Origin of the sequence: Streptomyces sp. HUAS YS2, assembly GCF_033343995.1 — a bacterium.
Taxonomy (GTDB): domain Bacteria; phylum Actinomycetota; class Actinomycetes; order Streptomycetales; family Streptomycetaceae; genus Streptomyces; species Streptomyces solicathayae.
Map to the genome: position 1 here is coordinate 1,698,240 of NZ_CP137573.1, position 23,603 is coordinate 1,721,842.

The 23,603-nt window shown below is 72.2% G+C and carries 20 protein-coding genes; 9 read left to right on the forward strand and 11 right to left on the reverse strand.

Annotation, left to right across the window (positions count from 1 at the left end; genetic code table 11):
* Positions 1–77: 77 nt before the first annotated feature.
* The 4 genes from R2D22_RS07770 to R2D22_RS07785 all read right to left on the reverse strand — a co-directional run bounded on the left by R2D22_RS07770 (position 78) and on the right by R2D22_RS07785 (position 5,206).
* Complete coding sequence (locus tag R2D22_RS07770; RefSeq protein WP_318102155.1) at positions 78–1,814, reverse strand: urease subunit alpha; 1,737 nt, start codon at positions 1,812–1,814, stop codon at positions 78–80.
* Positions 1,811–2,539, reverse strand: coding sequence for an urease subunit gamma (ureA, locus tag R2D22_RS07775; RefSeq protein WP_318102157.1), 729 nt, complete (start codon positions 2,537–2,539; stop codon positions 1,811–1,813). The genes R2D22_RS07770 and ureA overlap by 4 nt, the downstream gene beginning before the upstream one ends.
* 335 nt (positions 2,540–2,874) lie before the next feature.
* Positions 2,875–3,450, reverse strand: coding sequence for a TetR/AcrR family transcriptional regulator (locus tag R2D22_RS07780; protein ID WP_318102158.1), 576 nt, complete (start codon positions 3,448–3,450; stop codon positions 2,875–2,877).
* A 49-nt stretch (positions 3,451–3,499) separates the two neighbouring features.
* Entirely contained in the window at positions 3,500–5,206 is a 1,707-nt protein-coding gene (locus R2D22_RS07785; protein WP_318102160.1) for a serine/threonine-protein kinase, read from the reverse strand.
* Positions 5,207–5,582: 376 nt separating this feature from the next.
* Here R2D22_RS07785 and R2D22_RS07790 point away from each other — a divergent pair, with 376 nt between their 5' ends.
* The 6 genes from R2D22_RS07790 (at position 5,583) to R2D22_RS07815 (ending at position 13,129) form a co-directional block, all read left to right on the forward strand.
* Positions 5,583–6,740: an agmatine deiminase family protein gene (locus tag R2D22_RS07790; RefSeq protein ID WP_318102161.1), complete on the forward strand. Its 1,158-nt coding sequence runs from the start codon at positions 5,583–5,585 to the stop codon at positions 6,738–6,740.
* Between the two features lie 23 nt (positions 6,741–6,763).
* Positions 6,764–7,636, forward strand: a complete 873-nt coding sequence (locus tag R2D22_RS07795; protein ID WP_318102163.1) for a DUF4436 family protein — start codon at positions 6,764–6,766, stop codon at positions 7,634–7,636.
* 30 nt (positions 7,637–7,666) lie between these two features.
* Complete coding sequence (locus R2D22_RS07800) at positions 7,667–8,314, forward strand: TetR/AcrR family transcriptional regulator (protein ID WP_318102164.1); 648 nt, start codon at positions 7,667–7,669, stop codon at positions 8,312–8,314.
* 202 nt (positions 8,315–8,516) lie between these two features.
* Positions 8,517–9,920, forward strand: a complete 1,404-nt coding sequence (locus R2D22_RS07805) for a purine-cytosine permease family protein (protein ID WP_318102165.1) — start codon at positions 8,517–8,519, stop codon at positions 9,918–9,920.
* Positions 9,921–9,972: 52 nt separating this feature from the next.
* Positions 9,973–11,178 (forward strand): agmatine deiminase family protein, encoded by a 1,206-nt coding sequence (locus tag R2D22_RS07810; RefSeq protein ID WP_318102166.1) that lies wholly within the window; start codon positions 9,973–9,975, stop codon positions 11,176–11,178.
* Positions 11,179–11,296: 118 nt separating this feature from the next.
* Positions 11,297–13,129, forward strand: coding sequence for a TerD family protein (locus tag R2D22_RS07815; RefSeq protein ID WP_318102167.1), 1,833 nt, complete (start codon positions 11,297–11,299; stop codon positions 13,127–13,129).
* A 168-nt stretch (positions 13,130–13,297) separates the two neighbouring features.
* Here the strand turns inward: R2D22_RS07815 and R2D22_RS07820 are convergent, their stop codons facing one another.
* From R2D22_RS07820 to R2D22_RS07835, 4 genes are all read right to left on the reverse strand, one after another.
* Positions 13,298–14,590, reverse strand: coding sequence for an MFS transporter (locus R2D22_RS07820; protein ID WP_318102169.1), 1,293 nt, complete (start codon positions 14,588–14,590; stop codon positions 13,298–13,300).
* Complete coding sequence (locus R2D22_RS07825; RefSeq protein WP_318102170.1) at positions 14,587–15,519, reverse strand: alpha/beta hydrolase; 933 nt, start codon at positions 15,517–15,519, stop codon at positions 14,587–14,589. The genes R2D22_RS07820 and R2D22_RS07825 overlap by 4 nt, the downstream gene beginning before the upstream one ends.
* 326 nt (positions 15,520–15,845) lie before the next feature.
* Positions 15,846–16,520, reverse strand: a complete 675-nt coding sequence (locus R2D22_RS07830; protein ID WP_318102172.1) for a hypothetical protein — start codon at positions 16,518–16,520, stop codon at positions 15,846–15,848.
* A 33-nt stretch (positions 16,521–16,553) separates the two neighbouring features.
* On the reverse strand, positions 16,554–17,420 hold the full coding sequence (locus tag R2D22_RS07835; RefSeq protein WP_318102173.1) for a YhjD/YihY/BrkB family envelope integrity protein: 867 nt from the start codon (positions 17,418–17,420) through the stop codon (positions 16,554–16,556).
* A 183-nt stretch (positions 17,421–17,603) separates the two neighbouring features.
* On the opposite strand from R2D22_RS07835, the gene R2D22_RS07840 reads away from it, so the two are divergent.
* A complete protein-coding gene (locus R2D22_RS07840; RefSeq protein WP_318102174.1) occupies positions 17,604–18,080 on the forward strand; it encodes a hypothetical protein in 477 nt (158 codons plus the stop codon).
* Between the two features lie 109 nt (positions 18,081–18,189).
* A complete protein-coding gene (locus R2D22_RS07845; protein ID WP_318102175.1) occupies positions 18,190–20,436 on the forward strand; it encodes an MMPL family transporter in 2,247 nt (748 codons plus the stop codon).
* 66 nt (positions 20,437–20,502) lie between these two features.
* On the opposite strand, the gene R2D22_RS07850 is transcribed toward R2D22_RS07845, so the two are convergent.
* Together R2D22_RS07850 and R2D22_RS07855 are read right to left on the reverse strand one after the other, a co-directional pair.
* Positions 20,503–20,805 (reverse strand): putative quinol monooxygenase, encoded by a 303-nt coding sequence (locus R2D22_RS07850; protein ID WP_318102177.1) that lies wholly within the window; start codon positions 20,803–20,805, stop codon positions 20,503–20,505.
* Between the two features lie 10 nt (positions 20,806–20,815).
* Entirely contained in the window at positions 20,816–21,757 is a 942-nt protein-coding gene (locus R2D22_RS07855) for a helix-turn-helix domain-containing protein (protein WP_411977127.1), read from the reverse strand.
* Positions 21,758–21,868: 111 nt separating this feature from the next.
* Here R2D22_RS07855 and R2D22_RS07860 point away from each other — a divergent pair, with 111 nt between their 5' ends.
* Positions 21,869–22,909 carry a saccharopine dehydrogenase NADP-binding domain-containing protein gene (locus R2D22_RS07860; protein WP_318102180.1) on the forward strand — a complete coding sequence of 347 codons (1,041 nt, stop codon included), beginning with the start codon at positions 21,869–21,871 and terminating at the stop codon, positions 22,907–22,909.
* Between the two features lie 65 nt (positions 22,910–22,974).
* On the opposite strand, the gene R2D22_RS07865 is transcribed toward R2D22_RS07860, so the two are convergent.
* Entirely contained in the window at positions 22,975–23,571 is a 597-nt protein-coding gene (locus tag R2D22_RS07865) for a TetR/AcrR family transcriptional regulator (RefSeq protein WP_318102181.1), read from the reverse strand.
* Positions 23,572–23,603 lie beyond the last annotated feature (32 nt).

Below are 23,603 nucleotides of genomic sequence, written 5' to 3' on the forward strand. Positions count from 1 at the left end.
TTCCTCTCAACTGAAAATTCAGTCAAGAGAACGGGCAAGGGTCGTTCACGTGCGGAATCGAAAGACGTGGAGCGGGTTCAGAGGAAGTAGAGGCGGTTGAGCGAGACCTCCTGGGCCGGCTCGGACCGCAGCGGTGCCCCGTCGAGGGTGACGAGCCCGGAACGGCCGTCGACCTGGACATCGCCGACGCGGGAATTGAGGAGCAGGTCGGCCGGGCCGATGCCGCGGGTGCCGCGGACCGCCACGCGCCGGCGCCGGGTCGGCATCCGGTCGGAGCCGAGGTCGACGGCGGCCTGCGCGACGAAGGCGACGGAGAGCTCCGCGGGAGCCGCGCCGTGGGCACCGAAGAGGGGGCCGAGGACGAGGGGCTCGCAGGTGTCGGTGGCCGCGTTGGGATCGCCGGTGACGCCCCAGGCCGGGAAGCCGTTCTTGATGACCATCTGCGGCTTGGCGCCGAAGAACGGCGGGCGCCACAGGACGATGTCGGCCATCTTGCCGACCTCGATCGAACCGACCTCGTGGGCAAGGCCGTGGGCGATCGCCGGGTTGACGGTCAGCTTGGCCATGTAGCGCAGCACGCGCGCGTTGTCGTCGCCTTCGCCGTCGCCCTCCATCGGGCCCAGTTCGGCCTTCATCTTGCCGGCCATGGCGAAGGTCCGCCGGACGGTCTCGCCCGCCCGGCCCATGCCCTGCGCGTCGGACGAGGTGATGCCGATCGCGCCGAGGTCGTGCAGGACGTCCTCCGCGCCCATCGTCCCGGCCCGGATCCGGTCGCGCGCCATCGCGGCGTCGCCCGGCAGGTCCGTCTTGAGCGCGTGGACGGAGACGATCATCCCGTAGTGCTCGGCGACGGCGTCGCGGCCGAACGGCAGTGTGGGGTTGGTGGACGAGCCGATGACGTTCGGCACGCCCGCCATCTTCAGGACGTTCGGTACGTGTCCGCCGCCGCAGCCCTCGATGTGGAAGGCGTGGATGGTCCGGCCGTCCAGGACGCTCAGGGTGTCCTCGACGGACAGGCACTCGTTCAGGCCGTCGCTGTGCAGCGCGACCTGGACGTCGTGCTCCTCGGCCACCCGCAGCGCGGTGTCCAGGGCGCGGGTGTGCGCACCCATGTCCTCGTGCACCTTGAACCCGGACGCACCGCCCTCGGCGAGCGCCTCGACCAGCGGAGCCGCGTCCGAGGAAGAGCCGCGCGCCAGGAAGCCGATGTTGACCGGCCAGGCGTCGAACGCGCCGAAGCCGTGCTTCAGGGCCCAGGGCGAGTTGACGCCCACGCCCCAGCTCGGGCCTATCTCCTGGCCGATGATCGTGGTGACGCCGCTGGCGAGCGAGGCCTCCATGATCCGCGGCGACAGCAGGTGGACGTGCGTGTCGATGGCGCCGGCGGTGGCGATCAGGCCCTCGCCGGGGATCATCGTCGTTCCGGTTCCGACGACGACGTCCACCCCGTCGACCGTGTCGGGGTTGCCGGCCCGGCCGATGGCGTGGATCCGGCCCTCACGGATGCCGATCGACGTCTTCCGGATGCCCAGTACGGCGTCGATGACCAGCACATTGGTGATCACGACGTCGCAGGTCTCACGGACGGCCGCGGCCTTCAGGTGCAGGCCGTCGCGGGCGGTCTTGCCGAAGCCGGCGAGGAACTCGTCCCCGGCCTTCTGCGAATCGGACTCGACGCGCACAACGAGCCCGGAGTCGCCGAGCCGCACCCGGTCGCCTGCGCGCGGGCCGTGCACCGAGGCGTACTCGTACGGGTCGATGTGGCGGCTGTGCCCGGGGGCGCAGTGGTCACTGTGACGGGTCGGCCTGCTCACAGGGTCTTTCCTTCCAGGGCCGCGGAGACATCTCCGTAGGCGGCGGTCGCTCCGAGGTAGCCGCAGGCGGCTGCCCTGCGGAGTGCCTCGTCCTTGGCGCCGGGTGCGTCGAGGGGGCCGTCGACCAGGCCGGCGAAGCCGATGGCGATCCGGTCGCCACCGATCGGGACGAGCCCCACCTCGGCCTTGCCGTCCGGGTCGAAACGGAAGGACGCGCCGGCGGGGACGGCGAGCCGCATGCCGTACGCGGCGGCCCGGTCGAAGTTCAGGCGCGGGTTGGCCTCGAAGAAGTGGAAGTGGGAGGTCACACTGACGGGCACGGCCGCGGTGTTGTGGACGACGAGCGTCATGGCGGGCTCCGGCCCGTCGACGGTGTCCGAGGCGGGCAGTACGGCCCCGGGGGCACCGTCGTTGCGCTCCCAGGCTCCGAAGGGTTCGGCCACGGCGGCGAGCCGGGTGCCGTCCTCGAAGACGGCCTCGACCTGGATCTCGGTGACCACGTCCACCACGCCGGGCAGCAGGTCGTCGGGGCCGAGTACGGAGCGGCCCCGCTCGATCGCCTCGGCGAGGCGCAGGCCGTCGCGGGCCGCCTCGCAGACGGTGTCCGCGACGAGCGCGGTCGCCTCGGGGACGTTGAGCCGGAGTCCGCGCGCGTGGCGTGCCCGGGCGAGTTCGGCGGCGGTGAACAGGAGCAGGCGGTCCCGCTCGGTGGGAGTCAGGGGCATGACGGCCCCCGACCGGTTCCCCCGGCGCGTACGCCAGTCGCAACCATGATGTTCATTCCTTCTCCGAAAAGTGGGCGAGATACCTGCGCGTCACGGCCGCGATGTGCCATCAGGCCGGTCGTGGCCCGGAAGCGGCGGGGGTGGCGCGGGGCGGGATGAGCCCCGACAGATTGAGGAGCCGGCGGAGGACGAGCGCTGGGGCGGTCCGCTCTCGGCCATGCCACTGTGACACTGACTGAAAAACCAGTCAAGATGCAGGTGAAGGAAAAGCGGAGGTCCGGAGCGAGCCGTGATCGGCGGACGGGTGTCCGTGGGCTCCGAGGCGGTCCGCGGGCTCAGCCGAGTCCGGCCAGCTCCGCGTCGATCGCGTCGCGCAGCAGGGCGCGCGCGTGATCGATGTGGATCCCCCCGCACAGCCAGCGCATGCTGAGCCCTTCCAGGAGAGCGGTGAGTCGCTCCCCCGCCGAGGCGAGCGCCGCGGCACTCGCCATGGGTCGGACCTGTCCGAGCAGCGCCGCCACATCCTGACCCCACGTCAAAGTGGCCCGGGCCAGGTCCTCGCGGAGCAGTTCGTCGAAGACGGCACTGGCCCGGAGCTCGCCCCAGGCCGCACTGTTCTCCCGCACCTCGACGGTGTCCTGGAGCTCCAGGAGGAGCGTCTCCTCGAGTTCCTCGCGCGGGGTCAACGGCGGCGCGTCCGGGGCACGTTCCGCGGTGTAGTGCTCCGCGCGGCCGATGATGAACTCCAAGGTGCCGCGCAGGATGCCGGAACGGTCCTTGAAGTAGTAGTAGATGAGGGCCGTGGAGACCCCCGCCTCGCCGGCGAGCTCCTCCACGCGCAGCCCACGGATTCCGCGTCGGGCGATCACCCGCGCAGCCGCTTCGAGGATCTGATCACTGCGGGTCGCCATGTTCGAACTCTATCGGGACCGTCGAAACGCCCTCCCCCGGATCTCCGGATCAATCCGCACTGCGATGCCGGTCCAGAACGATCGTGACGGACCCGTCCTCCGGGGCCACCTCGACCAGGCGGGCGATCACCAACTCCTTCTGATCCGCGCTCCGTACGCAGAAGGGCCGTTCGTCGGAGAGCTCGGCGAACGGCAGCGCCGTCACCGGTTGCGTCTCGATCCCGCGGACGCAGTCGGCCGCGCTCAGCTCGTCTCCGGCCGCGATGAAGGCGTCGCTCTCCTCGGGCAGGACGAACGCGTCGGCGCTGCGGGCGAGATACCAGGCCGCGGTGTCCTCGGGGACGACCTTCCCGGTCCTGAGATCGAACTCGTAGGACGTGTCCGGCGAGGTCAGCTCGACGTTCGCGTAGCCCGGCACATAGCGGGCCGGCTCCGTTCCGGACGGACGCGAGGAGGGATCGGACGGCCCGGCCGTGGCGGTCGCCACGGCCGACGGTGAGCCCCCGGCGTCGGGCGACTCGGTCTCGCCCTCCGGCGGGTAGTCGAAGTAGTAGACCGCTCCCCCGCCCACCATCAGGGCGAGGAACACGAGCAGCACGATGAGCGGCGCACGCGCGCCGCGACGGGGCGAGCGGCGCGACCGCGGCGGGTACGGCGCCCCGGCGTCCCCGCCCGGGCGGGACCCCGGGCCGTCGGCGGGGGCCACGCCCCCGAAGCCGACGGGGGCCGCCGCCCCCTCGTCACCGGTGCGCCCGTACGGAGACGGAACCGCGGTGGCGGTGGCCGTGGCGGCGACGGCGGCGGTTGCCGTGGCGGTGGCGTGGACGTGCGTCGGTGCCCGACCCGCGTCGTGCCGCGCGATCTCGTCGCTGACCTGGTGGGGCAGCCATCCCTCGGCGAACTCGGGCCGCCCGCCGACGACGGGATGGGCGTGGACGGCCGCGATCAGTTCGGCGGTCGTCGGGCGGTCCTCGGGGCGCTTGGCCAGGCAGCGCCCGAGCAGATCCCGCAGCTCGACCGGGACCCGGGCGAGGTCGGGCTGCTCGTGGACCACTCGGTACAGCGCCGCGGACTCCGGCCCGTCCCCGAAGGGCGGGGCGCCGCCGGCCACGTACACGGCGAGTGCGCCCAGCGCGAAGACGTCGGTCGCCGCCGTCGCCCGGAGGCCCAGCGCCTGCTCGGGCGCCATGAAGGCGGCGGTCCCGATCCGCAGGCCCGTCCCGGTCAGCGCGGCGGCGTCCGCCGCCCGCGAGATCCCGAAGTCGATCACCTTCGGACCGTCGGAGGCCATCAGCACGTTGGCCGGCTTGAGGTCGCGGTGCACCACGCCGACACCGTGGATCCCCTGCAGGGCCTCGGCGATGCCGGCCACGAGCAGCAGCACCGTGCGGACCGGCAGCGGGCCGTGCCGTCGTACCACCTGCTGCAGCGTCGGACCGGGAACGTAGGCCGTCGCCAGCCATGGCGTACGGGCGTCCACGCCGAAGTCGACCACCTGAGCCGTGAACAGACCGTGGATCCGGCGGGCGCTGGCCACCTCCTGGGCGAAGCGCTCACGGAACTCGGGGTCCGCGGCGAATTCCTGCCTGACGACCTTCAGCGCGATGGGACGCCCGCCCGGGGTGTAGGCCAGGTACACGACACCCATGCCACCGGCGCCCAGCCGGGCGTGGAGGCGGTAGCCACCGATCTCACTGGGGTCGTCGGAGGACAGCGCCGTCTGCGCGGGCTGCTCTCCGGGAAGCTGAGCGGACACGTGGTGGCTCTTTCGGCAGGTGGAACAGGACGCACTCGGATGATGCGCCCTCATCATGGAACTAACTAAAGTTTCAGTCAATATGTGACCATGATCAACGGGCATCACAGAAGGGATCACGCGATGACGGACCGCAGAACGGCCATCCTCGAGGCCGCCGCCCGCCTCATCAGCCGGCGAGGAGTATTTGACTGAAATTCCAGTCAGTGTCAGAGTGCTTGACGTGAGGCGGCCATGTCGCCGGCGGCAGCCACCGGCGTTCGCGGTACCGGCGAGAACCCTCCCGCCGCAGGACGCGCATCGCGACCCCGCGTTCGCACCCCTCTCCCCCGCGTCTGCCCGCCTCGGTCCCGTCAGTCCACGATCGGAGTCCCACGTGACCTTCCTTCCCACCCGGCGCTCCGCGCTGCGTTCGTTCGCCGGAATCAGCGCGATCATCCTCGGCGCCTCCGCGTGCGGCCCCACCGACAGCGGCCCGACCGGCTCCAGGAGCAGCTCCGACCCGGGCGGCGGCGAGGGCGGCGAGCTTCGGCTGGGTGCCGAGTGGGAGAGCCACGCCCGCACCTTCATGTCGTGGCCCGCGCTGGAGTCGGTCTGGGAGGACGACCTGCCCTACGTCCGCGAGGACATCGCCCGCGTCGCCCGGGCCATCGGGGAGTACGAGGCCGTGGTGATGATGGCCCGCCCGGAGCAGGTGGCGGCCGCCCAGAAGGCGTGCGGTTCCCAGGTCGAGGTCATCCCGCTGGCCAACGACGACTTGTGGGCCCGCGACATCGTCCCCGTCTTCGTCGAGGAGGACGGCGACGTCGTCGGCGTCGACTTCAACTTCAACGGCTGGGGCAACAAGCAGGTCCACACCAACGACGCCAAGATCGGCCGCAAACTCCTCACCGAGTACGACATCCCCCGCGTCCAGGCACCCCTCGTCGCCGAAGGCGGCTCCTTCGAGACCGACGGCGAAGGCACCCTCCTCATCACCGAAAGCTCGATCGTCAACGACAACCGCAACCGCGGAAAGAGCCAGACCCAGATCGAGACCGAACTCAAGGAAACCCTCGGCATCCAGAAGGTCATCTGGCTCAAGGGCGTACGCGGCGAAGACATCACCGACGCCCACGTCGACAGCCTCGTCCGCTTCACCGCCCCCGGCGTCATCCTCCTGGACCGCGCCTTCCCCGCAATGCCCGCCGACTCCTGGTCCCGCTCCTCCGACCAGGCCAAGGCCGTCCTCAGCCAAGCCACCGACGCCCACGGCCGCACCTTCGAAGTCATCGACCTCCCCCAGCCCGACCCCGACCGCATCCCCGGCTACAGCGACGACTTCCTCTCCACCTACGCCAACTTCTACATCGCCAACGACGCCGTCATCATGCCCAAGTTCGGCGACAAGAAGGCCGACGACCGCGCCCGCGGGATCCTCCAGGAACACTTCCCCAAGCGCGACATCGTCCCCGTCAGCATCGACACCATCGCCACCGGCGGCGGCGGCATCCACTGCGCCACCCACGACCAGCCCGGCGAGCCCGCCGCCTGACGGCACGAAGCACCGGAGTCACCATGTCCAAGCCCAGACGCCAACAGCGCACGCGCACGAGAACGCGGGCCCCCGGCCTGATCCTCTTCGCCATGGTGGCCGCCGTCGCCTTGGGTGCCTGGTTCCAGTTCGGTGAACGTCAGGCCCTGGACACGGTGTACTCGGCGGGCAGCTCGGCTCCCGACCGCGTGGACGTCAGAGCCACCGTCCAGCGGGTCGACGCCTCCGGCCGGGAGCTCGTCCTGCGCGTCCTGGTCGTCCCGCGAGGGGAGCTCTCCGAAGCCGGAGGAGCATCGCCCCGCGAGGACCTCGTGCTGCAGACGTCGACCTCCACCCGTGGTGACCTGGCGTTCGAGGCCCACAGCCGCATCTCGGCCAGGGACGTGCCCGTCGCCCTCACAGGTGGCTCGATCACGGACCATCCGTTCGACGCCTATGACGCGAGCATCGAGTTCGGCGCCACGCTGGGGGGTGAGCAGGTGCCCGTCCACATGGAGCTGAGCAACAACGACGCCCAGTTCTCGGCGGTGGTGGACGCCTCCGAGAGCGAGGGCATCGCCGGCTTCGACGTCGAGCTCGCGCGGTCCACCAGCGTCCTCGTGTTCACCGAGTTCATGATGCTGGCCATGTGGGCGCTCGCCGTCTCCGTCCTGATCGGCGCGTGGTTCCTCGTCACGCGCCGGCAAGGCCTCACCTGGCCCGCCCTCGGCTGGATGGCCGCCACCCTGTTCGCCCTGGCCGCCTTCCGCAACACGGCCCCGGGTGCGCCTCCGATCGGCAGCCTGCTCGACTATCTCGCGTTCTTCTGGGCCGAGACGGTCATCGTGCTCTGTCTGATCACCGTCGTCGTGATGGCCGTCAGAGCCGAGCCCTACGCCGCGAAGACGACCAACTAAAGATTCAGTCAAATGTGAGAGACTGTCGTGATGCAGACGACCACACGGGGCGGCACGACAACCGACCGCCGCACGGCAATCCTGGAAGGGGCCGCCCGCGTCATCGCCCGGCGGGGCGTCCGCGGACTGAGGGTCGAGGAGCTGGCGGCGGAGGCGGGGGTCTCGACCGCGCTCATCTACTACCACTTCAAGGACCGGGCAGGGATCCTGCGCCACACGCTGGAGTTCATCAGCGACCGGGCCGAGCGCTACACCGCCGACAGGGAGGAGACCGCCGGGCCGTTCGACCCGTACCAGGAGCTGGAGCGGTCGCTGCTGCTCGAATTCCAGGACCGTCCCGAGGTCCGCGAGAACAGCACGGCCTGGGGCGAACTGCGCGCCAGCGCGGTCTTCGAGCCGGAGCTCCGCACGGACCTGGCCCGAGCCGGCCAGACCTGGGTGCACGACGTCGCGGCACATCTGGGTCAGGTGTGCCCGCAGGTTCCCGCCCCGGCGCTCACCGCATCCGCGGAACGCCTGACGGCTCTCCTGGAAGGGCTCAGCACCCGCTGGCTGAGCGGCGCCCTGACCGCGACCCGCGCGCGCGAGCTCATGGGGGACGCGCTCGCCGTGGAGATCAGGCACCTGACACGCCGATGGCTCGCCCCCGGTGACACCGCCACGGGTGGGCGCGCCTGACGAGCACTCCCGTTTCACCTGCACTCCCCTAAGTAACTCGTCCGTAGGTATTGACTGAAAATTGAGTCAATACCTACGGTGACGCAGCCCCGACACCTCCAGAAGTCGAGGCCGTCGAGGCGGACGGCAGACGCCTCCTTACCTAAGGGACCGCATGGGTGCATTTGCCATGGATTCTGATGAGTCGACACCATCCTCCGGCATGGAACAGCACTCGATCGACTGGGTGCCCCTCGAGGAGCGGCACGGCAAGCCCTCGAGTGTGGGTGCCATCTGGTTCGTCGGCAGCCTCAACCTCACGGGGCTGGCCACCGGCGTCGTGACGCTCTCGATGGGCGCCTCGCTCCTCTGGACAGTGGTCGCCACCGTCCTCGGCTCGCTCTTCGGCACGTTCTTCATGGCCTTCCACTCGGCACAGGGCCCTCAGCTGGGCCTGCCCCAACTGGTCCAGTCCCGACCGCAGTTCGGCTACCTGGGCGCCGCGGTGACCGTATGGGTGTTCGCCCTGGTCAACTACGTGGCCTTCAACACCTCCGACGCCCTGCTCTCCGGCCAGGCCATGCACATGCTCACCGGGATGCCCAACGGACTCGGCTATCTGCTGGCCGCCGCGGTCGCGACCGTCATCGCCCTGTTCGGGTACGACTGGATCCACCGGCTGAACCGGTGGCTCACCTGGCCCTTCGTCGTGATCACCGCGGCCGTCACCGCGGCGGCGCTGTTCGGCGGCGGCCTGCCCGCCGGGGTCTGGGACGCCGGCCCGTTCGAACTCGCCCCGTTCATGCTGGTGTTCGTCTTCGTCGCCGGATTCCAGCTGGGCTGGGCGCCGTACGTCTCGGACTACTCGCGCTACCTCAGGCCGGACGTCCCCGTCCGCAGCACCTTCTGGTGGACATACCTGCCCAGCGCGGTCTCCGCGATCTGGGTGTTCGTCCTCGGCGCGGTGGTCTCGGCCGGAGCCCCCGAGGGCACCGACCCGGTGACCGCGCTGAAGCTCGCCGCGGACCGCCTGTTCGGCGGATTCGGCACCATCGCGGTCGTGGTGCTGCTGATCGGGCTGCTGTCCATCATGGCGATCAACCAGTACGGCGGCAGCCTCACCATGATCTCGATCGTGGACTCGTTCCGGCCGGTCCAGCCGACGAGGACCATCCGCGTCGTGACCATCGGGATCATGCTGGTGGCCGTCGGAACGATCTCCACGCTCGTCGGCATCGACCGCTTCAACTGGTTCTTCGCCAACGTGGTCGTCGTGCTGACCTACCTGTTCATCCCCTGGACGGCCATCAACCTGGTCGACTACTTCTTCGTCCGGCGCGGCCAGTACGTCGTGGCGGAGATCTTCAACCCGCACGGGATCTACGGCCGTTGGGGCTGGCGCGGCAACCTCGCCTACGCGATCGGCCTCGCCTGCATGGCGCCGTTCATGGTCGTCACCGGTCTGTACGTCGGGCCGGTCGCGGAGCGCCTCGGCGGCGTCGACTGCTCGATCCTGGTCGGCCTGCCCGTCGCCGGCGGCCTCTACTGGGCCTTCGCCCGCGGTCTCGATCTGGCCACCGAACGCCGGATGGTCCGGGAGGAGGGGCTGCTGACACCACTCCACTGAGCGACCCGAGCGCGTGCAGCACGTACCTCACCTCCCTGAGAAGGAGCACCACGTGAAGACACAGCACGACGGCAACGAGAACATCAACGGCGACGGCAACGGCAACGGCGGCCGACGGGGCATCAGCCGCAGGACTCTGCTGGCCCGGACCGGAGCAGCGGCGGCGGCCCTCGCCGCCGGGCCGGTGCTCGGCGGCATCCAGCCTGCCGTGGCCGCGTCCTGGCGGGTTCCCGGCGAGGAGACCCCGCACAAGCGGACCTGGATGTCCTGGCCGTCCAGCTACACGATCTGGGGCAACCTGCTGTCCAAGATCCAGGCCGACATCGCCAAGCTCGCCAAGGAGATCGCCAAGTACGAGCCGGTCGTCATGTGCGCGGACGGCTCGTCGGCCGCGTCACAGGCCAGGACCATGTGCGGGTCCACGGTCACGGTGATCGGCTCGGTCCCCGTCTCCGACTGCTGGATGCGGGACACCGGCCCGTTGTTCCGCCTCGACGGGGCCGGCGGCGTGGACGCCTTCGGCCTGAACTTCAACGCCTGGGGCGAGAACGCCACGAGCTTCTACGGCATCCCCGCCTCCGCCTACGACAAGGACCGCGCGGTCGCGCGGAACCTCACCGCCTACGCGGGCGTCCCGTTCGCGCAGGCGGCCGTGGTCGGCGAGGGCGGCGGCATCGAGTACGACGGCGACGGCACGCTGATGGCGACCGAGAGCTGCTGGGTCAACTCCAACCGCAACCCCGGCAAGACGCGGAGCCAGATCGAGGCGGAGCTGCTCGCCCGGTTCGGCGCCTCGAAGATGATCTGGCTGCCCGGAGTCACCGGGCAGGACGTCACCGACGGGCACATCGACGGCACCGCCCGCTACATCGGCCCCGGCGTGGTCATGGTGCAACTGGCCGGCGCCGTACGGCCGGACGTCTGGACCGAGAACGCCCAGGCCATGCACGACGTGCTGGTGAACGCGACCGACGCCCGGGGCCGCCGGCTGCAGGTCCTCACCATCGAAGGACCCGACGTCCTGCCCCGGATCTCACGCGGCAAGCAGAGCCAGTTCCTCAGCTCCTACATGAACTGGACCGTCACCAACGGGGCGGTGATCACCGCCCAGTTCGGTGACACGGCGAAGGACGCCGCCGCGAGGACGGCGATCGCCTCGGCCTTCGGCCGGCCCGTCGTCCAGCTCAACCTCGACAACCTCTACGGCAACGGAGGCGGCGGCGCCCACTGCGTGACGATGCAGGAGCCCAACCACTGATCGAAGCGCCCGGGCCTCGCTCCCAGGCCCGGGCGCCCTCCGTCGGGGCCGCTCACCCAAGCGGACAAATCGTCATTCGGGTTGAACCGGCACGCACGTCCGGATGATCCTTACCGTCATGCTTCCTGAAACCCTCGCGCCCGACGTGTCACGCCTGTCCGACTACGCGTACGACTGGGCCCTGGTCGACGTCGAGACCTCCGGTCTGATCGCCCGGCGTGACCGCATCCTGTCGATCGCGGTGCTGACCTTCGGGCCGGACGGCGAGCAGACCGGGGAGTTCAGCACCTTGGTGAACCCGGGCTGCGACCCGGGTCCCGTCCACGTCCACGGGCTCACCCCCGAACGCCTGCAGGGCGCCCCCACCTTCGACCAGGTCGCGGGACGCATCGGCGCACTGCTGCAGGACCGCGTCATGGTCGCCCACAACGCGCAGTTCGACTACGACTTCCTCGCCCACGAGTTCGGCCGCGCCCGGCTCCACCTCCCTGTCACCCAGCGCCTGTGCACCCTCGCTCTGAACCGGCGGGTGGAGCCGCCCACCGACGACCTCAGCCTGGCGTCGCTGGCCGCCCACTACGGCGTGTCGCAGACACAGGCCCATGACGCGCTCGACGACACGCGCGTCCTCGCGGGGATCTTCCGCGCCTCCCTCGCGGAAGCCGTCCGGCTCGACCTCCCGCTGCCTCTGGTGCCCTGCCCGCCCCGGCAGGACCCGCAGTTCGCGCCCAAGCCGCCGAAGACCCCGTGCGCCTACCGGAATCCCGGCCGCTTCACATCCGGCGGGCCGCTCGTCCAGGGGATGAAGGTCGCCCTCTCGGGCGAGACCACCACCTCCCGGGCCGAGCTGGTGACTCGGGCCGTCGACGCCGGCCTGAACGTGATGTCGACGGTCAGCCGGCACACCAGCGTCCTGGTCACCAATGACGGGACCTCAGGTTCGGCGAAGGCCCGGCGGGCGATCGCCGAAGGCGTCCCGGTCGTCGACGAGCACGCCTTCCTCGTCCTGCTGAAAGACGTGCATCCTGGCACGCCCCACGGCAAGCGGGCCTCGGGATCGCCCGCGACGGCCGTCGCCCCGGCCGCACCACCGTCTTCCCCGACCGTGCCCACACCTCCGTCGGTGCCGGCTCCCCGGGCGGAATCGACGCCCGCCGCCAAGCCGTTCGGCCGGCGCCGGGTCCTGGTGCTGGGCGGAACCCATGAGGAGGCCTCCGCCGCCCGGGCCAGGGTCGTCGAGCTGGGCTGGGCCGCCGCGATCAACCTCTCCGCGAGCGTCACCGACATCGTCCTCCTCGCCGGCGGGGACAACGACCGCCGCATGCGCCGCGTCGCCTCGATGGGGCTGCCGGTCCACGATCCCGTGTGGCTCGGGGCGCCCGCTCCCCAGCCCGTCGCCACGCCAGTCCGGGGCGGTGCGCCGGCGGCCATCCTCCCCCGCGGCGGAGTCCTCGATCTGCCCGACCTCCCCGCCACGGCCCGCTGGCACGTCGGTGCCTCCTGGGCCCACCAGAGGAACTGCGAGATCGACGTCGTCGCGTTCGTCCTCGACGAGGAGGAACAGGTCTCCGGCGACGGCGACTTCGTCTTCTACGGCGCGCCGGAAAGCCCCGACGGCGCCACCCGGCTCCTCTGCGACGGCCCGACCGAGCAGAGCGTCACCCTCGATCTCACGGCGCTGCCGCCCGCCGTCCACCGGATCGCGATCGCCGCCGCCATCGACGGCGAAGCCACCTTCGGTGACATCGGAGCCGTCCAGATCACGCTCGCCCCGGGCAGTGACGCACCGGCCGCTGCGCAGGCCGCCCTCGACGCCGCCACCAGCGAGCGCACCCTGCTTCTCGCGGAGATCTACCGCCGAGGTCCGCTGTGGCGCTTCCGCGCCGTCGGGCAGGGCTACGACCACGGCCTGGAGGCACTGGCACGCGGTTACGGCGTCGACGTCGCGTAACCCCTAGGGCCGGCCGGACCCGTCGCTCGGGGGGAGAAGGGTGCGGTGGTGGCGGTAGAGGGAGCCGGCGCCGTTCGCCCGCGTCGAGTTCGCCGTACGCGAGCGGGGGCGGGGGTTCGCCGGGCGCGGGCAGCCGCAGCGTCCACAGCTCGACCTCGGGGCGGGGGGTCATGACCGTACGTCCTCGGCGGCCCGGCCCGGCCCTGAAGCGGACGTGCCGCCCGAGGCGGGGACCACGGGTTCGGGGCCGGAGCGTCCGGCGCGTAGGGCGAGCGCGGCGAGTGCGATGACGAACGAGGCGAGGCCACCGGCGACGAAGCAGGCCCTGGCCCCCCATTCCGCACCGATCCGGCCCACGACGAGAGCGCCGACGGGGGTGGAACCCTGGAGGATCAGGGTGTAGAGGGCGAGGACCCGGCCGCGGTAGTGGGGATCGCTGCCGAGCTGGATGCGGTGGTTGGCGGCCTGCGCGAAGTAGATCGAGGCTCCGCCGGTGAGGAAGAGCAGCACGACGGCAGCCGCGTAGCCGGGCGCCGCCCACCCGACCGCGGTCTCCAGGACCGCGAAGACCAGGGCCGATCCGGTGACCAGCCGCGCCGAGGGCCGTGACCTGCGGGCGGTGGTCAGGAACGCGGCGGCGAGCGAACCGGCGGCGAAGGCGGTGGTGAGCAGGCCGAAGGAGGCGGCGTCGGCGTGGAACACGGTCTTGGCGAGCAGCGGCAGGGTCAGCTGGAAGTTCAGCCCGAACAGTCCCACCCCGGCGACCAGGGCGAGCGGAACGAGCAGATCGGGGCGGTCGCGCACATGCCGCAGGCCGTCGGCGACCCGTGCCCGGCCGGCCGGGCGTGCGCCGCGGTGCAGTTCGTCCGGGCGCATGCGCCGGAGCGCGAGGACGGTCGCGGCGTAGCTGACCGCGTTGATGAGCAGGACCCATCCGGTGCCGAAGGCGGTGATGACCAGTCCGGCGACGGCCGGCCCGGCCACCCGGGCCACGTTGAAGTACGCGGCGCTCAACGCGGAGGCGTTGGGCAGCAGTTCGGCGCCGACGAGTTCGCCGACGAAGGCCATCCGGGTGGGCACCTCGACGGAGTTGGCCAGGCCCAGGCAGAGCGCGAAGGCGTGGATGTGGCCCAGGCGCGCGGTGCCGGTGAGGACGAGGACCGCGAGGAGCAGGGCGAGCAGACCCGAGACGAGGTTGGCTGCGGTCAGCAGCGCCCGCTTGTCGTAGCGGTCGGCGAGCCTCCCTCCGTACAGCGTGAACAGCAGCATCGGGGTGAACTGCAGGGCGGTGACGGTGCCGAGGGCGGTCGCGGAGTCCCCCGTCAGCTCCAGGACGAGCCAGTCCTGGGCCACGACGGACATCCAGGTGCCGGCGACGGAGACGACCTGGCCGGTGGCGAAGAGACGGAAGTTGCGGACGCGGAGGGCGCGGAACGGATGGGTGGCGACGGTCGGTGTCACGGTGCGGCGGGTGACCGGTCGGCGGCGCCGAGGCACTCGTCGAGGAACGCCAGGGCGCGCAGGTGGTACGCGCGGGCGGCGGACCCGAGGCTGATGTTGTGGCCGGCCCCGGGAAGCCGGTCGACGAGGACACGCGGCGCGGCCGACAGCAGCGCGGTGAGTTCGGCGAGATCCGCGTCGGTGTGCCGCCACCATGCCTCGTGCTCGGCGAACGTGAACCGCACGGGGACGCGCACGCGGGGCAGCAGCCGCGGGGCGAACGCCTCCCAGGCGCCGGCCGCGTCCCGCTCGCGCGGGGGCATCGGGGCGACGATCTGCTGCCCGGCCAGGAACGTGCCGGGCGGATAGAGGTGCAAGGGGCCCCAGTGCAGGTGGCGCAGGGCGGTGCCGTCGGGGCGGCGGAGGAGACGAGCCGCGTCGACGGCCGGACGGTGTCCGCAGCCGGACACGTCGAGGCCGAGGAACAGGCCGCGCGGCGCGCCGGCGGCCAGGGCGAGGGCGAGCTTGGCTCCGAAGGAGTGGGCGAGCAGGAACAGCGGGCCGCCGACGTACCGTCCGCGGGCGTCGTCGAGCGCGGCCCGGACCGTCTTCGCCTGGTCGAGCAGCGGCTGCCCCGCGGGCAGATGCGGGGCTGACGCCCCGTAGCCGGGGCGGTCGAGGGCGAGGACGGCGCAGCCGAGGCGGGCGCCGAGCGTCAGCAGGGACACGTCGGGGTGCGCCTGGCCGTCGAAGTACCCGGCCCGCATCCCGCCGCCGTGCAGGGCGACGATCGTGGCGCGGGGCGCGCTGCCGTCCGCGGGTTCGCTCAGCAGGGCGGAGAGCGGGAGCCCGGCCGCGTCGAGGGTGATCCGGCGCACGCCCGGGGAGAGCGGGCCGCCCCCGGGCGCGAGGGTCGTGGGGGCCGTGGGGGCCTGGGTCGTCTCTGCCATGCGTGTCCGTCCTCGCTCTCGCGCTGCGGCGCGCCGGATTCTCAGGATCGGGCGCGCGCCCCGGGCCCTACAAGACGCCCCGGTTCAGAACTCCTTCAGGACTCCGTGAGCTTTCCGACGCCGGGCAGCGGCGTGTGGGGAGAGGTCCAGGGATGTGTCAGCTCCTGGCCGGAGCGCGGGCACCACGGCCTGGGGTCGTCACGGCCGAAGGCACCGCCGGCCGTCCCTGAGGCCGACGCTACCCGGCACCCGGCGCCTCCGCCGCGCCGGCCGTCCGATCGACACCCTCTCCGGCGCACGCGAGCCGGACGGCCCGCGCGCGCCGGTCACCCCTCGGATCCGGCGCGGTCCATCCTGGCGGCCCAGCGCCGGTGGTCCGCGTCGGGGTCGGTGCGGGCGAGGCCGAGCGTGCGGTCGAGCAGGTCGTGCAGCCGTGACGGGTACGACTCCCGAGCGTCGGGGAGCCAGTACAGGACTTGGTGGCGGAGCCGCGGGTCGGTGGCCTCCCCGTAGCCCCGCAGCAAGGCCTCCAGCCACGCTTCCCGCAGGCCCCGCGAGGCGTCGAGCGCGGGGTCTCGGGTGCCGTTCGGCGCGTAGGCGGGCGACCGGTCCGCGCTCAGCGGCACGCCCGCCCAGTACCAGGCGCGCAGCGCACCCGCGCGCTCGGCGTCGGTGCCCGACCGCAGGTACTCGACGAGCGCGGCCAGCACCCGGCGACGGCCGAAGGAGTAGAGCGCCGGTTCGACGAACCAGCCGCAGAAGCTGGGGTCCGGGTCGGCCACGGCGGCGGCCATGAGCGGGACGAAGAACCTCTCCGGCAGGCCGGCGCTCTCCCGCAGCGGCTTCCTCGACCGGCCGGCCAGGTGCCGTGCGCGTCTCGGGTCCGTCCCCTGCCCGTCGTCCTCGATCCCGAGGAGCCGGGCCACCTCCGTCGCGCACGCCAGGAACGCGCGCGCCCGCGCGGCGCGCGCCCGCGCCGTCGCCTCTGTCCCGTCGGTCACGGCGCCATTCTGGTCCGCCTCGACGACCGCGGCCTAGGGGGTGTCTTCCGGCGGCTGGTCCGGGGCCCGCTCGTCGGGGCGGCCCAGGTAGCGGCTGATCGTCGGCTCCTCGGCGAGTACGGCGCCGATGGTGAACGCGAAGGAGACCGCGGCGCACACGACGATGAGCCAGGACAGCAGGGTGAGGACCATGCCCAGCGAGCCGTACTGGGCCAGGGCCCGGTTGAGCGCGCCGGGCATGTAGAGGCGCGCGGTCACCGCGAGGGCGGTGGTGGCCGCGGCGGCGAGTACGGCTCCTGGGAGCAGGGGCATCCACGGCACCCGGTTGGCGAGCAGCAGGTGCTGGGTCCAGAGCCACACCCCCGTGCTGACGACGAAGAGCAGCGGGGTGCCCAGCCAGGCGCCCGCCCCGAAGCCGTCCCGGATCGGCGCCTGCAGCAGGACCACGAACAGCAGGGCCAGCAGCCACACCACCCACCGCCACGCCGACACGCGCGTCTTCGCCTTGGGCAGCCGCCAGGCCCGCTCGCAGACCCGGGCCATCGCGCGGCTGCAGCTGGTCGCCGACACGAGCGCCAGCACGAGGCCCACGGCGCCGCTGGTCTCGCGCAGGGTGTCGTCGGCCGAGCCGTCGAGGACGCGGGTGAGTTCGTCGTCCGAAGCTCCGGTCAGTCCGAACATCGCGCGCAGGGACTGCTGAAGCTGGTCGCGCACCCCGACCGGGGCGAACGCCGCCACCGCGAACAGCAGCGGGACGGCGGCGAGGAACATCTGCGCGGCCAGCCGGGTGCCCGCTTCGAGCAGGTTCCCCGAGGCCAGCCGCGCCAGCAGCTCGGTGAGCACGGGGAACCTGCGCTCGCCCCAGGAGCGCATGCGTCGCGCCCGGTCCACCCACGACATCCTGCCTCCCGGTCGCCCTGCTCCGAGCCTTTCGTCACGGGCCACGGGCGACCACACCTGGCCCGCCGAAAGAGTGAGGGCGGCCGACGCATGGCGCCGCTCTGGCTCACCGACGGCGCCGATCGACACCACCCGGCGCCACTATGGCTTGCCATGGCGCCATTGTGATGCCAAGATGGCGCCATGGACCTGACCCGGTACATCGATCACCTCGGCGACGAGCTCGCCGTCGCCGCCCACGCGGGCGGCGACGAGGCTCGCGCCCTGGCGGAACGACTCATCGCAACGCTGGAGTCGGCCGTCCGGCTGACCCTCCTCGACGCGCTGTCCGCCGCCGCCGAGGAGATCACCGGCGAACTGGCGCCGGGCTCGGTGGGCATGCGGCTGCGAGGCCTGGAGCCGGAGTTCGTGGTCACCGCGGCTCCGCCGATGGCGCCATCCGTGGCACCACTGGCACCAAGCGCGCAACCCACGGTGGACGGTGACGGCGGCGGCACGGTCCGCATCGGCCTCCGGCTCCCCGCGCCCCTCAAGGCGCGCGTGGAGGAGGCGGCCGGCCGGCTGTCCCTGTCGGTCAACGCCTGGCTCGTCCAGGCCGTGGCCGCCGCCCTGGAGCCCACCGCGCCGCACGACCCCACGGCCGCGCACCGCACCGCATAGCCACGCACAGCACCGCGCCACAGCACCGCCCTCAGAACGCACAGCACCGCGCCACACAGCACCGCGCCACCCATCCATCCCACCTCCCACGGACGGGACTTCCTCCACCATGGCTACGTTCCTCTCCCGACTGGGCCGCTTCGCCTTCCGGCGGCGGGGCCTGGTTCTCCTCCTCTGGCTCCTGGCCTTCGTGGGCGCGGGCTTCGCGGCCACGACCGCCGCCGCCCCGCCCGCCGACACCTTCTCGATGCCGGGGACGGAGTCGCAGAAGGCCTTCGACCTCCTCCAGGAGAAGTTCCCGGACACCCGGGCGGACGGCGCCGCCGCCCGCGTCGTCATCCGCGCCCCCGGCGCCGAGCAGATCACCTCCCCGGCCCGCAAGGCGCAGGTCGAGCGGCTCGTCGCCGACCTCGCCGAAGCACCCCAGGTCGCGGGCGTCGTCGACCCGTTCAAGGCGAACGCGGTGAGCGGCGACCGGACGACCACGTACGCCTACGTCACGTACGAGGTGGCGGCCACCGAGCTGACCGACGCCGCGCACGACGGGCTCACCGACGCTTTGGAGCAGGCCCGGGGCACCGGGCTCGTCGTCGAGGCGGGCGGCGACGCCGTCGCGGTCGAGCAGGCGATGAGCGGTACGGGTGAGAAGCTCGGCATCGCCGTCTCCGCCGTCGTCCTGCTCCTCACCTTCGGCTCCCTGATCGCGGCCGGCATGCCCCTGCTGACCGCCCTGATCGGCGTCGGCATCGGCGTCAGCGGCATCACCGCGCTCGCCGCCACGCTCGGACTGTCGTCCACCACCTCGACGCTGGCGATGATGATCGGTCTCGCGGTGGGCATCGACTACGCGCTGTTCATCGTGTCCCGCTACCGCTCCGAGGTCGCCGAGGGCCGTGAGCACGCCGACGCGGCCTCCCGCGCCGTGGGCACCGCCGGGTCCGCCGTCGTCTTCGCGGGTCTGACCGTGATCATCGCTCTGGCGGGGCTCGCGGTGGTGAACGTCCCGGTGCTCACCAAGATGGGCATGGCGGCGGCCGGCACGGTCGCCGTGGCCGTCCTCGTCGCGATCACGTTCGTGCCCGCGCTCCTCGGCTTCGCCCCGATCAGGGTGCTCGCCCGCCGGGACCGCAAGCAGTACACGGGCAAGCCGCTGACGAAGCGACAGCAGCGTGCCGCGGAGAGGCGCGCCGCCCGCCGCAAGCCCAACCTCGGTGCCCGCTGGGCCGGGTTCGTGCTGCGCCGCCCCGTCGCCGTGCTGCTGCTCGGCGTGCTCGGCCTCGGCGCCGTCGCCGTACCCGCCGCGAGCCTCGAACTGGGGCTGCCGGGCGAGGGCACGATGGCCCCGGAGACCACCCAGCGCAAGGCGTACGACATGCTGTCGGAGTCCTTCGGCCCCGGCTTCAACGGGCCGCTGACGATCACCGTCGAGGCGAAGGACGCGAAGACCGCCGCGGAGAAGGTCCGCAGCGAACTGCGGGACGTCCGCGGCGTGGCCGCCGTCTCCCCGGCCACCGCCAACGCGTCGGGCGACACCGCGCTCGTCAACGTCGTCCCCGCCACCGGTCCGGCCGAGACCCGGACCGAGGACCTGGTGCACACCCTGCGCGGCATGTCGGACGGTCTGGAGTCCCGTACCGGCGCCTCCACGATCATGGTCGCCGGCCAGACCGCGATGTTCATCGACTTCTCGCAGACCCTCGACGACGCGCTGCTCCCCTACCTCGGCCTGGTCGTCGGCCTGGCGTTCCTCCTGCTCATGCTGGTGTTCCGCTCCCTGCTCGTCCCGCTGAAGGCGGCGCTCGGCTTCCTGCTCTCGGTGGGCGCGGCGCTCGGCGCGGTGGTGGCCGTGTTCCAGTGGGGCTGGCTCGCCGACCTGTTCGGTGTCGACCAGCCGAGCCCGATCATCAGCACCCTGCCGATCTTCATGATCGGCGTGGTCTTCGGTCTCGCGATGGACTACGAGGTCTTCCTGGTGTCCAGGATGCGTGAGGCGTACGTCCACGGCGCCCGCCCCGCCGAGGCGGTCGTGACCGGGTTCCGCCACGGCGGCCGGGTGGTCGCCGCGGCCGCGATCATCATGGCCAGCGTGTTCTCCGGCTTCATCATGGAGGACAACGACTTCGTCAAGATGATCGGCTTCAGCCTCGCCACCGCCGTCCTCTTCGACGCCTTCGTCGTCCGCATGGCGATCGTGCCGGCCCTGTTCGCGCTGCTCGGCCGGTCCGCCTGGTGGCTGCCGAAGTGGCTCGACCGGCTCCTGCCGAACCTGGACGTGGAGGGCGAGAAGCTGGATGCCCGTGAGGCGGTCGCGGCGCCCGCGCCCCGGGGCGTCCGGGACTCCTCCCTCGTGGGCTGACGCCCTACGGCTCTTCCACGCACGCGGCCCGGCGGCCTTGCCGCCGGGCCGCGTGCGTCCGCCGGCTCAGGCCAGGGGTTCGGCGACGAGCCGGAGGACCTCCGCCGGCCCCGCGCGGAACGCCGGGCTCGCCGCGTCGGCCTCGATCATGTGCGGAGTGGCATCGTGTGCGGCGAGCGCCTCCTGCGACGCCCACCGCTCGATGAGAACGAAGCGGTCCGCATCGCCGCTCACCTGGTGCATGTCGTACTGCAGACACCCGGGTTCGGCACGCACCAGAGGCGCGAGGCCCTCGAACGCGGCGATCTGTTCCTGACCTCGGCCCGGGAGCGTGGTGATCAGGATGACGAGTTGTATCGGCTGTGGCATGAGCGAGAGCCTACTTATTCCTGCGAAACGTGCGGCGGTAGGTGTCCGGGGGAACGCCCACGGTCCGGTTGAAGTGGCGGCGCAGCGTCGTGGCGGTGCCCATGCCGGTGGCGGTCGCGATCGAGTCGACGCTGTCGTCGGTCCTCTCCAGCAACTCCTGTGCGCGGCGGATCCGTTGGGTCAGCAGCCACTGCAGCGGGGTGGTGCCGGTCGTCGCCCGGAAGTGGCGGCCGAGATGGCGAGAGCTCATCCGGGCGCGGCGGGCCAGGTCGTCCACGGTCAGCGCCCGGTCGAGGCGCTCGATCGCCCAGGGCAGGAGGTCGCCGAGCGGGTGGTCGTCCTGTTCGGGGACCGGTGCGGTGACGAACTGCGCCTGGCCACCGGCCCGGTGGGGCGGCACGACGAGACGGCGGGCGGCGGCGTTGGCGGTCGCCGAGCCGCGGTCGAGACGGACGAGGTGCAGGCACAGGTCCATGGCCGCGGCCTTGCCGGCGGAGGTGAGCACGCTGCCCTCGTCGACGTAGAGCACGTCCGGATCGACCACGACCGCGGGGTACCGGGCAGCCAGCGCCGCGGTGTGCGCCCAGTGCGTCGTCGCCCGCCTACCGTCCAGCAGTCCGGCCGCGGCCAGGACGAACGCGCCCGTGCAGAGGGAGGCGACGCGCGCGCCCGCCTCATGGGCCGCGCGCACCGCGTCGACCAGTTCGGCGGGCGGGGCCACGTCGACGTCGGCCCACCCCGGGACGATCACGGTGTCCGCGCCCACGAGACGGTCGAGGCCGCGGTCCGGTTCGAGCAGGAAGCGGTCGAACCGTACGGGCCCGGGGCCGCAGACGGCGAGGTCGTACCAGTGGCCTTGGACGGCGTCCGGTGCGGAGCCGAACACCTCGTGGGCCACGGACAGTTCGAAGTGCAGCATGCCGTCGGTGACGGCAAGCGCGACGGTTCCCACCCCATTCTCCATGTCCGTAATTGTACGCAGGATGTCGTTCCGGACACTCACGACGACCGGACAACCACCCGCAGGATGTTCGCAGTTGACCGTTCGAGCACGGAGGAAGTCATGGCAGCGGGGCACAAGGTCGTGGTGTACGGCGCGTACGGGCACACCGGCCGGTTCGTGGTGGCGGAGCTGGCGGAGCGCGGGTTCGTCCCGGTGCTCTCCGGCCGGGACGCCGAGAAGCTGCGGGCGCAGGCGACGACGTGGCCCGGCCTCGACGTCCGGCCCGCGTCGGTCGACGATCCGGCCGCCCTGGACCGCGCCCTGGCCGGCGCCGCGGCCGTGATCAACTGCGCCGGGCCCTTCGCCGTCACCGCCGGGCCGGTGATCGAGGCGGCGCTGCGGGCCGGGATCCCGTACGTGGACGTGGCGGCCGAGATCGAGGCCAACGCCGACACGTTCGCCCGGTACGCGGACCGGGCCCGCGCGGCCGGAACGCCGATCGTCCCCGCGATGGCCTTCTACGGGGGCCTCGGCGACCTGCTGGCCACCGCGGCGCTCGGCGACGCGACGAAGGCCGACGCGGTGCACGTCGCGTACGGCCTGGACAGCTGGCACCCCACCGCCGGGACGCGCGTGGCCGGCCGGGTCTCCGGCGAGCGGCGCGGCGGTCGTCGAGTCCGTTACGCGAACGGGGAGTTGGTGTACTTCGACGCCGCCCCGGCCACCGTCACCTGGCCGTTCCCCGGCGCGATGGGCGAGCGGTCCGTGATCGGGGACTTCACGATGGCCGACGTGGTCACCGTCCCGAGCCACCTGTCCGTCCCGGAGGTGACCACCTACATGACGGTCGAGGCGGCGCGGGACCTCTCGGCCCCGGACACCCCGGCGCCCACCGCGACGGACGAGCGGGGCCGGTCGGCGCAGACCTTCCTGGTCGACGTCGTCGTACGCACCGGCGACACCGAGCGGCGCGCCACGGCCACCGGACAGGACATCTACGCCGTCACCGCCCCGCTCGCCGTGGAGGCGGTGGAGCGCCTGATCACCGGCCGGACCACGACCACGGGCGGCGGCGTCGCCTCCGCCGGAGCGGTCTTCGACGCGCCGGACTTCCTGCGCGCGCTGTCCGCGCACCTCACGGTCGACCTGCCGGAGGCGTGACGTCCCGGCGGCCCGACATCCCGGCGGCCCGACATCCCGCCGTCCTGACGCCCCGGGCGACCGCGTCAGCGGGTCGGACGGGCGACGGAGGCGAGATACGCGGCGTACTCGTCGAGCGCCGCCGCGGCCTGGGCGTCGTCGGGGTCGATGAGCCAGTTCAGGGTGAGGCCGTCCAGCAGGCTGAGGCTGTGGCGGGCGAGGACCGGGAGGTCGACCGTCCATGTGATGCCGACGGTGCGGGCGAGGGACTCCAGGTACGAGGTGTTGATCGCCAGGTAGTGGCGGTACTGCTTGCGGGCCAGGTCGGCCAGGCCGGGCTGGCGGAGCGCGTACTGGGTGAGCTCGTACGTGACGAGGTGCTCGGCGGGGCGCTCGCGCACCCGGTCCCAGTAGGCGTGCAGGGTGGCGCGGATGACGTCGTACGGGCTCGCGCCCTCGGGACGGTCGATGACCGGGGTGAGCGTGCGCTTCATGATCTGCTCGATCACGCTCTGGAGGAGTTCCTCCTTGGAGCGGAAGCAGTAGTGGAAGGCGCCCAACGGCACCTCCGCCTCCATCACGACGGCGCGCGTGGTCGTCTTCGCGACGCCGTCCCGGATCATCACCCGGATCGCCGCCTCGACCAGCTGCTCGCGGCGCTCGTCGGCTGACAGGCGGGGCATGGCACGCTCCCTGGGGGTGGTGGGTCCATCGG